Annotated in this window: 8 protein-coding genes; 7 read left to right on the plus strand and 1 reads right to left on the minus strand. The window is 72.1% G+C overall.

The window, feature by feature from the left end; translation table 11 throughout:
* Positions 1-312: 312 nt before the first annotated feature.
* From WMF29_RS26245 to WMF29_RS26260, 4 genes are all read left to right on the plus strand, one after another.
* Positions 313-1,494: an LLM class flavin-dependent oxidoreductase gene (locus WMF29_RS26245; protein ID WP_437322879.1), complete on the plus strand. Its 1,182-nt coding sequence runs from the start codon at positions 313-315 to the stop codon at positions 1,492-1,494.
* A 263-nt stretch (positions 1,495-1,757) separates the two neighbouring features.
* Positions 1,758-3,449 carry a 2-isopropylmalate synthase gene (leuA, locus tag WMF29_RS26250; protein WP_437322880.1) on the plus strand — a complete coding sequence of 564 codons (1,692 nt, stop codon included), beginning with the start codon at positions 1,758-1,760 and terminating at the stop codon, positions 3,447-3,449.
* 205 nt (positions 3,450-3,654) lie between these two features.
* The gene (locus WMF29_RS26255; RefSeq protein WP_437322881.1) at positions 3,655-3,861 is read left to right on the plus strand and encodes a hypothetical protein; all 207 of its coding nucleotides are present in this window, start codon (positions 3,655-3,657) and stop codon (positions 3,859-3,861) included.
* The gene (locus WMF29_RS26260) at positions 3,858-5,429 is read left to right on the plus strand and encodes a glycoside hydrolase family 43 protein (protein ID WP_437322882.1); all 1,572 of its coding nucleotides are present in this window, start codon (positions 3,858-3,860) and stop codon (positions 5,427-5,429) included. The genes WMF29_RS26255 and WMF29_RS26260 overlap by 4 nt, the downstream gene beginning before the upstream one ends.
* 239 nt (positions 5,430-5,668) lie before the next feature.
* On the opposite strand, the gene WMF29_RS26265 is transcribed toward WMF29_RS26260, so the two are convergent.
* Entirely contained in the window at positions 5,669-7,753 is a 2,085-nt protein-coding gene (locus WMF29_RS26265) for a TonB-dependent receptor (RefSeq protein ID WP_437322883.1), read from the minus strand.
* A 337-nt stretch (positions 7,754-8,090) separates the two neighbouring features.
* Here WMF29_RS26265 and WMF29_RS26270 point away from each other — a divergent pair, with 337 nt between their 5' ends.
* Genes WMF29_RS26270 through WMF29_RS26280 form a run of 3 tightly spaced genes read left to right on the plus strand, consistent with a single transcriptional unit; the run spans position 8,091 to position 12,800 of the window.
* A complete protein-coding gene (locus WMF29_RS26270) occupies positions 8,091-8,837 on the plus strand; it encodes an RNA polymerase sigma factor (RefSeq protein WP_437322884.1) in 747 nt (248 codons plus the stop codon).
* 28 nt (positions 8,838-8,865) lie between these two features.
* The gene (locus WMF29_RS26275) at positions 8,866-9,927 is read left to right on the plus strand and encodes a hypothetical protein (RefSeq protein WP_437322885.1); all 1,062 of its coding nucleotides are present in this window, start codon (positions 8,866-8,868) and stop codon (positions 9,925-9,927) included.
* Positions 9,924-12,800 (plus strand): CHAT domain-containing protein, encoded by a 2,877-nt coding sequence (locus WMF29_RS26280; protein ID WP_437322886.1) that lies wholly within the window; start codon positions 9,924-9,926, stop codon positions 12,798-12,800. Before WMF29_RS26275 ends, WMF29_RS26280 begins: the two co-directional genes overlap by 4 nt.
* The last annotated feature ends 75 nt before the right edge of the window (positions 12,801-12,875 follow it).

Here is a 12,875-nt window from a genome sequence, read left to right on the forward strand (position 1 = left end):
CCGCAGACCTCCATGGGCGTACCCCCCGGGTGAGGCGCACCCGCGCGCCCGACGAGGAACAAACACGGAGAGGTTGTGGCGAAGATGTGGCGGTCGCCCGCGGCCTCCGGAGCGCCCCGTGGCCCGGTTCGCCGGCCCCGAGGAGCCCTCAACAGGAGGTCTCCCGCGACGGTCTACACGCACATCACAGCTCCTGGGCGCCCGACTCCGGCCATCCATCGACATGTACATCAGTGTGCGGCAAACCACACATTGCCGTTTTGTACGCGACGGATCGATGCTTGGCGCGCAGCAATCGCGAGGGAGGAAGTAATGAAGATCGACCTGTTCACAGAGATGCAGAGTCCCCGTCCGTGGTCGGAGGACCACGAGCACCGGGTCATCATGAACACCCTCGAGCAGGCGAAGCTCGCCGATCGGCTCGGGTACGGCTGCTGGTGGCAGGTCGAGCACCATACGGCCGAGGAGTTCAGCTACTCGTCGGCGCCGGAGGTGATGCTCGCGGCGATCTCGCAGCACACGACGTCGATACGGCTCGGGCACTCCTCGGTGCTGTCGCCGTTCCGGTTCAACCACCCCATCCGCGTCGCCGAGCGCGCGGCGATGCTCGATCACCTGAGCGGCGGGCGCCTGGAGCTCGGCCTGGCCCGCTCGACCATCCCGGAGTGGCGCACGTTCAACATCCCTCCGGACCGGACGCGCGATCAGATGCAGCAGGCGTTCGAGATGATCCCGAAGATGTGGACGCAGGAGCGGTTCTCCTGGAAGAGCGAGGACGCCGAGATCAACAACGTGCCCATCATCCCGAAGCCGTACCAGAAGCCCCACCCGCCCCTCTGGCAGGCCTGCTCGAGCCTTGCCTCGTTCGAGCAGGCCGGGCGCAACGGGGTGGGCGCGCTCGGCGTCACGCTGTGGGCGCCGCCCGACCAGGTGAAAGAGTGGATCGGCATCTACCGCGAGGCCATCCGCCGGTGCGAGCGGCCCGTGGGCGCCTTCATCAACAACCAGGTCGGGTTCTTCACGTTCGCTCACTGTGCCGAGACGGACCAGCAGGCGATGGAGAACGGCGCCGCCTCCGCGGCCGCGTGGTACACGAACGGGTCCTTCACGTTCTTCGAGGCGAAGGAGCACTTCCTGCGGACCCACGCCGAGGAGCAGGCGCTGGCCAAGGACCCGGCGGGCGGCGGCCTCGTGGGCCAGCTCCTCCGCGACCGCGCGGGGAAGACGCCGGCCGAGACCAAGGCCAACGCGGTCCTCGCCCGCATCATGCAGAACGAAGACGTCCCGAACGAGGAGGTGTTCGACGCCCTGAAGGAGCAGAACTCGCTCATCGTCGGCAGCCCGGAGACGTGCCGGCAAAAGATAAAGTTCTACCAGGACCTCGGCATCGATCGCCTGCTGAGCTTCCAGCAGGTCGGGCGCCTGACGCACGAGCAGGTCATGAGCAGCATCCGCCAGATCGGCAAGCTCATCCCCGAGTTCGACAAGCCCTGAAGCGGCGGTCACCCGCTCTCCTCTCGTATCGCGGCGCTGGACAGGCGCGCGAATGTTCGCTAGGCTGCACCTCGATGTCCGTCCCTCGCGCGCGCTCCCTACGCCCCTGCCTAGGCCTACGGCCCGGGGGCCTTTGCGCGCGCTGCTGACGACGTCGCTCCTCGCAGTACGGCCCCCCTCGGTTTTCTTGGTCCCGATGGGGGTCCCCCGCATCGTCGTCGTGTCGTGACGACTCCCATCGCTAGCTTTCAGGGAGTCCTGTCATGTCCACGATGCCTGTCCACAAGTACAAGCCCTTTCAGCCCATCCATCTGCCCGATCGCCGCTGGCCCGGCCGCATGATCGAGAGAGCGCCGCGCTGGTGCAGCGTGGACCTGCGCGACGGCAACCAGGCCCTGGTCGAGCCCATGGGCCTCGAGCGCAAGCTCCGTATGTGGCACGAGCTGCTGCGCATGGGGTTCAAGGAGATCGAGGTGGGCTTCCCCAGCGCGTCTCAGCCCGACTTCGACTTCGTGCGCTGGATCATCGATCAGGGGCTCATCCCGGACGACGTGACGATCCAGGTGCTCACCCAGGCGCGCGCCGAGCTGATCGAGCGCACGTTCGAGGCCATCCGCGGGGCGCGCCGCGCCATCGTCCACCTCTACAACTCCACCTCCACGCTCCAGCGGCGCGTGGTGTTCGGCCTGGACCGCGCGGGCATCGCCGAGATCGCCGTGCGCGGGGCCCGGCTGGTGAAGGAGCTCGCGGCGCGGTTGCCCGAGACGGAGGTCGTGCTGGAGTACTCCCCCGAGAGCTTCACGGGCACCGAGCTCGATTTCGCGAAGGAGATCTGCGAGGCCGTGATGGACGTCTGGGAGCCCACCCCATCACGGAAGATCATCCTGAACCTGCCCGCCACCGTCGAGATGTCGACGCCCAACGTCTACGCGGATCAGATCGAGTGGATGCACAGGAACCTGAAGCAGCGCGACAGCATCGTGCTGAGCGTGCACCCGCACAACGACCGCGGCACCGCCGTGGCCGCGGCGGAGCTGGCCGTGATGGCGGGCGCCGATCGCGTCGAGGGCACGCTGTTCGGCAACGGCGAGCGCACGGGCAACGTCGACGTCGTGACGCTGGCGCTCAACCTGATGTCCCAGGGCGTGGATCCCGAGCTCGAGATCCATGATGTCCAGTCGATCAAGGAGACGGTCGAGCACTGCAACCGCCTGCCGGTCCACCCGCGCCACCCGTACGTCGGCGAGCTCGTGTACACGGCCTTCTCCGGCTCGCACCAGGACGCGATCAAGAAGGGGTTCAAGGCGCTGCGCGAGGGCGGGAGCCCGCTCTGGGAGGTGCCGTACCTGCCCATCGATCCGCAGGACGTCGGGCGCAGCTACGAGGCGGTGATCCGCGTGAACAGCCAGTCGGGCAAGGGCGGCGTGGCCTACGTGCTCGAGCACGACCACGGCTACACGCTGCCGAGGGGGCTCGCCGTCGAGGTGAGCCAGGCCGTGCAGCGCAGGGCGGAGCGGACCGAGGGCGAGGTGCAGAAGGCCGAGATCCTGGCGATCTTCGAGCGGGAGTACGTGAACCGCGCGGGGCCGCTCCGCGTCACCCGGCACCGGCGCGTCGGCCAGGGCGCGGACGAACGACACGAGTTCCATGTGCAGATCCGAGGTGTCGCCCACGCGCTGAGCGCCGCCGGCGGCACCCCGGTCGAGGCGTTCGCGAGCGCGCTCTCGCGCCACGCGGGGATCGCGATCGCGGTGGACGAGCACGCGGCGCACGCGCTCCCGAGGAGCGCCGGCGACGAGACGGCGGCGTATGTGGCCATCTCGGTCGGGCGCAAGCGCAGCTTCGGGGCGGGGACGCACAGGGACGCCGACATGGCGTCGCTCGCCGCCGTGGCGTCCGCGTGGAACCGCGCGCGGCCGGCGGACGCGGCGCAGCTCGCGACGGCAGCGGAGTGAGCTGGCGCGCGGTCGCTCGACGCGCTCGACGCGCTCGACCCCACCGGAGGCGCCCGCGCAGCAGGACGAAGCGTCTGGACGTGGGCGCGCACGGTGCTACCCTCGCGCGCCGACGGCGGAGCTCCTCCGGCGGGTCCCGCTGCGCGGCCACGGACCGCAGATGCGGGAACCAGCAGGGGCGACGTTGCAGACGCCACGTTCCCCTATGATGCCTTCTCCCCCCACGCCGCATCCCGAGCTCGCGCTGCACCCCGAGCTGCCTGTGGCCACGCACCTCCTGTGCCTCACGCCGACGCGCGAGCGGTGGGGCATGGGCGGGGCGCGTCCCCACGATGCCGAGCGTATCCGTCGAGCGCTGGAAGCAGGACTGGCTGCGCTGGAACACAACGAGACAATCAAGGTGAGTGAATGAGCAAGGTTGAAAATCCGGCACTGAGAGGGTTCAACCCCGATCCGTCGATCGTGCGCGTGGGGGACGACTACTACATCGCGACCTCGACGTTCGAGTGGTTCCCGGGCGTCCAGATCTCCCATTCGAAAGACCTCGTCAACTGGCGGGTGGTCGCGCGGCCGCTGGAGCGGTACTCGCAGCTGGACATGCGCGGCAACCCGAACTCCGGCGGGATCTGGGCGCCGTGCCTGACCTACGCAGACGGCTTGTTTCACCTCATTTACACCAATTCGCGACGCTGGGCGTCGTCGTTCAAGGACGTCCACAACTACCTGGTCACCGCGCCTTCCATCACCGGTCCGTGGTCGGAGCCCATCTACCTGAACAGCTCAGGGTTCGATCCTTCGCTGTTCCACGACGACGACGGCCGCAAGTGGCTCGTGAACATGGTGTGGGATCACCGGCCGGGCAACAACCCGTTCGGTGGGATCTTGCTCCAGGAGTACAGCCCCAAGGAGCAGAAGCTCGTGGGGCCGGTGGAGAACATCTTCCGAGGCACCGCGCTCGGGCTCGTGGAGGGGCCGCACCTCTACAAGCGAGATGGCTACTACTACCTGCTGACCGCGGAGGGGGGCACGTTCATCACGCACGCCGCGACGGTGGCCCGCTCTCGCTCGATTCACGGCCCCTACGAGGTCATGCCGAACAATCCGCTCATCTCCAGCGCGTCCCGCCCCGATGTGCGGCTCCAGAGCGCCGGCCACGGTAGCTTCGTGGAGAACAAGGACGGCTCGTGGGCGTTCGCGCACCTGTGCCGTCGCCCGTTGCAGAATGGCCGGTCGACGCTGGGGCGTGAGACGGCGCTGCAGGGGATCACGTGGGTCGAGGGGTGGCCGCGGCTGACGTCGGGCGGGCAGGTTCCGCTGGACGTTTACGAGGGGCCGAACCTGGCTCGCCACGAATGGCCGAAGACACCCGAGCGCGACGACTTCGATAAGCCGACGCTGGGCATCGAGTGGCAGTCGCCGCGCGTGCTGCCGGCCGACGTGAGCAGCCTCGCCGCCCGACCCGGGTACCTGCGCCTGATCGGACGCGAGAGCATCACCTCGAACTTCGAGCAGAGCCTCGTCGCGCGGCGCCAGCAGGCCAAACATGTGCAAGCGACGACGTGCATGCAGTTCGCCCCTCAGCACTTCCAGCAGATGGCGGGCATCGTTGCGTTCTACAGCACGGACTCGTTCTACTATCTCTACGTCTCACGGGCGGATCACGCCGAGAAGGCCCTGGCGCTCATGAAGTGCGAGCGGGGGAACCTGACGTTCCCGATCGAGAAGGAGTACGTGCTGGACGGGGCCGAGAACATCTACCTGCGGCTCGAGATCAAGGACGATCGGATATCGTTCTTCTACTCCCGGGATGGCGTCACCTTCCACGCGGTGGGGTGGGAGCACGACGCGTCGATCCTGTCGGACGAGCACGCGGTGCCCTGTGGGTTCACGGGCAATTTCGTCGGGATGGCGTGCCAGGACCTGGCCGGAACACGCCTGCACGCCGACTTCGATTGGTTCGATTACCGCGAGATCGGGTGACGTCCGAATAGGGAAACAGCCTGAGGAATCGCCTCTAATTCTTCAGAAAATTCACAGGGAGGCGGGGAGACGGGGAGTATTTGAAGATTTCCCTCCCTGTCTCCCCGCCTCCCTGTTCAATTTCTCCGCTGAAAAGGGCTGTGAAATGAGGGAATTCCTCCGAGAGACAGCAGCAGCCTCGCGCGGGGCTAGCGGCTGAGCCCGTATCCCACGAACCTGCACCCCGCTCCGGCAGCCGGCTAATAGGCCGGCTCCGGCTCGCGCTCCTTGCCGCGGAGGTGAATCTGGAGCGTCAGCATCCACGCGATCGGCGCCGCGACGAGCACGTGCGGCGACGGCAGCGGGGGCGCGCTGTCCTTCACGAAGCTCGAGGCGTAGACGTACTGCGCGTCATAATACTGGAGGCCCAGGAGGTTCGTGCCGTTCAGGGCGAGCTCCATGCCGCGCCACCCGACCGCGGCGACGGCATCGAGGCTGACCGCGTCCTTGCCGTCCCGCCCGCCCGGGAGGGAGCGACCCGCCATGCCCTCGACGCCGGCGCCCACGCGGACCGTCACCTCCTTGCCGGAGAGCCGGCCGACGACCCCCGAGGCGAACACGTCGTCGCGCAGGACGAACGCCGGCGCGTAAGGCACCGGGTCGCCCTCCGCGAAGCGCGCGTCGGAGCCGGTGAAGCGAGCGTGGGTGTACGTCCCGCTCAGGTGCGCGCCGAACGGGCCGGAGCGCGCGCTCATCACGACCTGCGCGCCGGCGCGCACCGACGGCGGGGCCTCGATGTTCTGCCGCGACGCCGCGTCGAACACGCGGTCATTGCCGAGCCATGAGCCGAACCCCACCACGGAGCCCTGGAAGGTCTTGCCCTCCTTGAGCCGGACGCCGGCCTCGACGCTGCGCACCTTGGTGAACGGCACGCGCTCGCCCTCGTCGAGGTCGCGCGCCTGCGGGGAACGGAACCCCTCGCCGTAGCTCGCCACGAGGTGCACGCCGCCGCTGACCGCGATGTCGGCCATGGCCTTGCTCGACACGACGAAGCCCTGCGCGGTGCGCTCGAGCCCGGCGTTGCTTGTGCGATCCCGCACGCTGTACGAGAGCGAGTCGAGGCGCGCGCCGCCACGGACGACCACGCGCCGGATCGGGTAGAGCGAGAGATCGGCATAGGCGGCGACGTTCGTGGCGTCGATCGTCGCGTCGACGAGCGCGGCGTTCTTCGTGCCGTCCTCGAACAGGCGGGTGTCGGTCTGGTCGACCGAGTCCACACGCGCGTAGGCGCCCATCTCGATGGAATCGCGCTTCGACGTGATCTCGACGCCATGGCGGTAAAGCACCGTGAGGCCGAACGTCGAGGCGTCGTTCACCATCTCGCTGTCGTCGCTCTCGACGATCGGCTCGCCGGCGAGCTGGTCGAGCGCGTACCCGGTGAGGTTCTGGTGAAACGTCGTCTTGGTCTTTCCCGCGAAGCCGCCGATGCCCATCGTGCCCTCGCCGAGGCTCCACAGGACATCGGATCCTACGAGCGCCTGCGATGTCCTATCGCGGCCGAGCGGCCGCTGCGCCGCGTAGGGGTAGGCGCCCCGCTCCACGGGGCCCTGCGGCAGGTAGCCGGGAAAGTCGAAGCGCGCCGATCCGATGGCCACCGTCGCGCGGAACTGGACCTGGTTGGTGCCCCCGCCGAGCTGCCCGACGAAGGAGCTGCGCTCGCCGCCGCGCGCGCCGCCCGGCCCGTCCATGGCGTCGGTCTCGAAGGCCGCGAACGTGTCCATCATGTCGTCGTGCTCGGGCGCAAACGCGATGAGGAGACGCCTCGTCCCGAACGAGCCGACTCCCCCCTTCAACCAGAAGCCCGGCGCCTCCAGGCCGAGATCCATGTGGAGCGAGCCGGCGACGCCGAAATCGCCTTGCCTCGGATCGTGAGGGCCGCTGGCGATCCGGATCGACCGGACCACCTCCGGCATGATGAGGCGCATGTCGGCATAACCAGGAGCACGGATGTGCGAGACCTGGTTCATCGGGATGTTGCCGGCGAAGATCTCGACGTCCTGACCCGAGGTGCCATCGAAGCCACGCAGCGACAGGTGCGGCGCGCGACCGGGCAGGCCGCGATCGCTCACGAAGACGCCCGGGAGGACCCGCAGCACGTCGGCGCCCGAGCCGTGCGGCGCCGCGGCGAGGACCTGCGCGTCCGCCTCGACGTCGGAGGCGCTCCGGGCCGGCGGCTTCGCCCGCACCCTCACCTCGATGGGCTCATCCTTGGGGGCGCAAGCGTCGATCTCGGCCTGCGTCGCCGCCTCGCGGACGCACCGCTCGTAGCTGTCGGCGCGGGCCACCGCCGGCCATGACGAGGCACAAAGGAGCGGGACGGCGGCGGCCAGCGGTCCTGCCGGCCCGAGCCGCCGTGATGGCCATCCCCTCGAGCCCCGACCCCGGCGGTGCCGCATGAGGAGATGATACAGACAGCGAGGCCGGAACTTGGGTGGGAAGCGTGGGAAGCGTGGGAAGCGGGAAGCACCCGTCGTGATCTTGCGACCTTGCGCTTCGCCCGACGTCGCGGGTGGAAGCGTCGGACGGCGGGCGATCGATTGATTTTCGATATCGGCTGACAGCCGGCGCGGCGAAGACGTGGCCGGATTGACGGGCGTGTGGCGCGCGTTTATCCGTGCCCTGATGGCCCCGAGCTCTCCCTTGCCCGCGCAGCCGCGGACGATCGATGAGGACGCGCGGCGGGGATCGGCGGGCGCCGCTGCCCCGAGCCCGGAGGCCGCGCTCATCGCGCGGGCCGTGGCCGGGGAGCCGGCCGCGGTGAGGGCGCTCGTCGATCTGCTGACGCCCACCATCCAGGAGCGGGTGATGCGGCCGCTGCTCCGCCGGCGGCGCGCGGCGGGGCACCGCGACGTCCGGCAGGAGGTCGAGGACCTGACCCAGAGCGTGTTCCTCGCGCTCTTCGCGGACCGCGGGCGCACGCTGCGCCAGTGGGACGCCGGCCGGGGGCTGCCGCTCGCGAGCTTCGTGGGGCTCGTGGCGGAGCGTGAGGCGTGCTCGATCCTGCGCAGCCGCCGCCGGAACCCCTGGACCGAGCAGCCCACCGAGGACGACGCGCTCGAGCGCGTGGACGGCGCCTCCGTGTCGCCGGAGCCCGCGGCGATCTCGCGCGAGCTGCTCGCGGCGATCGCCCGGAAGCTCCGCGATCGCCTGAGCGAGCGCGGGGTGGAGCTCTTCTATCTGCTGCTCGTCGACGAGCGCTCCACCGAGGAAGCCTGCACCATCACCGGCATGACCGCGGACGCCGTGTACGCGTGGCGGAGCCGCATCGCCCGGCTCGTCCGGCAGATCGCCGCGGAGCTCGCGGCCGAGGCGGAGCCGAGAGGACACGGCGCCTCGCCGAGCGCCGCGAGCCCGGGAGGGGGACGATGAAGAGCGCTGCGAGCCCCGGAGGGGGACGATGAACGACGACGATCTGCTGAAGGCGCTGGCGCGCGTCGCGCGCGAGCAGGACCGGGCGAGCGATCCGCGCTGGTCGGCGAGGGCGCTGGGGACGCTCGCGGCCGGCGAGCGCGATGCGCTGGAGGCGGAGGCGCCGCGCACCCCGGAGGACCGCGAGGCGTGGGAGGCGTCACGCCCGCTGGACGGCGAGGCGCGAGCGCGGATCGCGGACCGGATCCTGGCCGGGCTGCAGGGGAGCGCGGGCGAGCGAGGCGCGGAGACGGCAGGCGCCGCCGCGGCGACTGACGCGGAGACGGCAGGCGCCGCCGCGGCAACTGGCGCGGGGACGGCAGGCGCCGCCGCGGCGGCTGGCACCACGGCGGCAAGCGCGGAGGCGGCAGGCCCGCCACCTCCGGGACAGCACACGGCGGCGGCGCGCGGCGGCGAGGTGCTCCCGCTCCCGCGAAAGCCGGGCCGGGCGCCCTGGCGGACCGCCGCGACGGCCCTGGCCGCGGCCGCCGCGGCGGTCCTCGTCGTGCGGCTCTCGCTGGAGGGCGACAAGCACCACCCGCGCGGCCTGCTCGACGATCCGGGCGCGCTGGCCATGCTCCCGGTGCCCACCTACGCCATGACGCTCGCCGGCGGCGAGGTCAGCGAGCGCTCCGCCTCCAGCGGCGCCGACGCGACCGCGCGGCTCGGGCCCGGATCGAGGCTCGAGATCACCCTGCGGCCCGCAACCCGGGTCGACGGCCCCGTCGCGGTGCGCGCCTTCCTGATCCAGGGCGAAACGGCGCGCCCCTGGGACGTGCACGCCGACCTCTCGGAGCAGGGCGCGGCCCGCATCGAAGGCGACACGGAGACACTCTTCCCCGGAGTGCCCGAGGGCGAGTGGGAGATCGCGATCGCGATCGGACGGCCAGCGGCGCTGCCAGACAGCGCGGCCGGGCTGGCGGACCCACGGCCGTCTGAGAAAAAAGATAAACCATTCCGAATCTTACGCTTCAAAGTGCTCCTCCTGCCGCGCGCAGCGCCGCTCCCCCTCCCCACCGCCCGACCCGCAGCGCCCTCCAAGGACCCGTGACGCGCTGGCGAGCGCTCCGGCCCGCGCTGGGCGCAGCGATCCTCGGCGCGGCGGCGCTGGCGCCGGGATGCGACGCGCGACGCCCGACGGGGACCTCAGCCCCGGCGACCTCGGGGGCGTCCGTGGCCCCGGCGACCGCCGCGGCGCCCGCGCCGCCCCTCGAGGTGGAGTTCGCCGGCTGCAGCGCCGTGCACGCCGGCCCCGCCTGCGCGCTGCCGGACGACCGGACCCTCCGCATCTGGGTGAAGGCCCCCGCGGACGCCCGCGTCGCGATCGCCGTCGACGCGGCCGTCGTCGCGGACGCCCCGCTCGCCTCGCTCGATGGAGCGCGCGTCCAGGGAGGCGTGCTGGCGCGCGTCCCCGTCGCCGAGGGCGCCCGCGCCCTCTCCGTGACCGCCGAGCGGGGCGGCGGGCGCGCGTCGCTCCGCCTGGAGCTCCGCCCGGCCGTCGACGCGCCCCGGCTGAAGGAGGCCGAGGCGCTGCGCCGGCGCGGCGATCTCGACGCGGCGTCCTCGGCGCTCGACGCGCTGGCGTCCGACGCGGACCCCGCCGTCCAGGCCCTGGCGATCGGCAAGCGCGCGCGCGTGGACCTCGCGCGCGGCAGGATCCCGGAGGCGATCACGGGCTTCGAGGCGTCGATCCGGGCGCACCGGGAGGCGGGGCGGATCTCCGACGAGTTCCTCGACCGCTTCGCGTTCTCGTACGCGCTCCTCTTCAACGGGCGCAGGTTCGCGGAGGCGCGGGCGGCGCTCGACGCGCTCGGGCCGCTCGAGGCGAGCTACCCCGAGGGGCGCGCGGTGAAGCCGTACTACGCGGCGCTGCTCTCGTCCGAGGCGGGCGATCTGCGCGCGGCGCTCCGGCAGCTGGACGCGTCGGCGGCGGGCGCGGAGCGCCTCGGCCTGAGCGACCACCGGCTGCACGTGCTCCAGGAGCGCGCCGACGTGCTCCAGACCCTGGGGCGACCGCTGGAGGCGCGGGCGCTGCTGCGCGATGTGCAGGCGTCCTCCCCCGCCGGGAGGGCCCCGTGCGAGCGAGCCTCCCTGCTGAACGACCTCGGCTGGAACGCCCTGCAGGTCGCGTGGGCGAGCGGCGGGTCCAGCGAGCCGCGTGCGGGCGCCGAGCGGCCTCGAGCCCTCGCGGACGCCGAATCGCCGCTCATGGCCGCGCTCGAGCTGTACGGGGCCGCGTGCCCGAAGCCGGCGAAGCGCGCGAACGCGCTGACGAACCTGGCCCTCGCCAAGCTGGAAGCCGGCCAGGCGGACGCGGCGCGCGCCCTGCTCGACGAGGCCCGGCGGACGGACGCGCGCCCCGACGCCGGCGTGGCGATGTACTGGCTCGAGATCGAGGGGCGCGTCGCGCTGGGCAGCGGCGATCCCGCGAGAGCGCTCCAGATCTACGGCCGGCTCGCGCGGCTCGCGGACGCGAGCGAGCTGCCGGAAGGACGCTACCGCGCGGCGCTCGGCCGCGGGCGGGCGCTCGAGGCGATGGGGAGGCTCGACGCGGCCGCCCTGGCCTACGAGCAAGCGGAGGAGCTGCGGGGCGATCTCGGCGCGCTCGTGCCCCTCGGGCAGGGCCGCGGCGGCTACCTCGGGCGCCTCGAGGAGAGCGCGCGGCGGCTCGTCGACCTCCTGCTCCGGCGCGATCCGCGCCGCGCCGTGCGCGCCGCCCGACAGTCGCGCGCGCGGGCGCTCGCGACGCTCCGCTGGATCGACCGCATCGAGGCGCTCGGCAGCGAGGAGAGGGCGCGCTGGGAGCGCGCCCTCGCGGCGTACCGCGACGCGCGGGCGGCCTTCGACGAGGAGGGGCGCGACGACTGGCGGCTCTCGTCCGACGAGCTCGATGCGGTCCGGGTGGCCCGAGCTGCGCACGGGCGGTCGATCCGCGCGCGGCTAGAGGAAGCGCTGCTCCTTGTGCGACAGGGGGAGCCCGCGGCGGTGGAGGTCGAGGCGGCGCCGGCGCTGGAAGAGGGCGAGATGATGCTCGTGCTCCATCCGATCCCCGAAGGATGGGCCGGCTTCGCAATCACCCGCGACGGCGTCGTGGCCCAGCGGCTGCCGGCGCTCGACGCCTCCGCCCCGGCCGCGACGCTGGCCCCGCGGCTGCTCGCGCCGTTCGACGCGCAGCTGCGCGCCGCGACGCGCCTCCGCGTCGCCGCCCATGGCGAGCTCGCTCGCGTCGACTTCCACGCCCTGCCCTGGGACGGCGCGCCGCTCGTCGCGCGCATGCCGGTGACGTATGGCCTGGATCTCCCCAGGCGCGGCGCGCGGCCCGCCGAGGGCGCCGGCGCGGGGCAAGCGCCGGAGCGCGCGCTCGTCGTCGCGGATCCGCGGCGCGATCTGCCGGCCGCGCGGCGCGAGGCGGACGCTGTCGCGGCGGCGCTCTCCGGGAAGGGGCTGCGCGTCGAGCGGCTGTCGGGCGGGCTCGCTACGCGCCGAGCGGTCGCCGACGCGCTGGAGGAGCCCGAGCTCGCGCTCTTCCACTACGCGGGCCACGGCGTCTTCGGGGGCCTCGACGGCTGGGACAGCAGCCTCGCGCTCTCCGGCGGGAGCGAGCTCGCCGTGGGCGACATCCTGGCGCTGCGCCGGGCGCCCGCGCGGGCGGTCCTGTCCGGCTGCGACACGGCGCGCACGGAGGCCGCGTCCGGGGCGCGGGGGCTCGGGCTCGGCCTGGCCCAGGCGCTGCTGATCGCCGGCGCGCGCTCGGTGATCGCGGCGACGCGCCCGGTCGACGACGCGCTGGCAGAGCGGGTGATGGCCGCGCTCTACGCCGGCGAGCGAGGAGAGCCGGGCGAGCAGCTCCGCGAGGCGACCCTCGCGGCGCTGCGCGCGGATCCGTCGAGCGACTGGGCGAGCTTCCGGGCGCTCGTCCCCTGACAGATCGGGCGAGGGATCGAGCTCTGTCTGTCAGAGGCCGGAAGACGACGGCGAAGAACAGATCGACCCCGGAAA

The organism is Sorangium sp. So ce381 (assembly GCF_051473845.1).
Classification (GTDB): Bacteria; Myxococcota_A; Polyangia; order Polyangiales; family Polyangiaceae; genus Sorangium; species Sorangium atrum.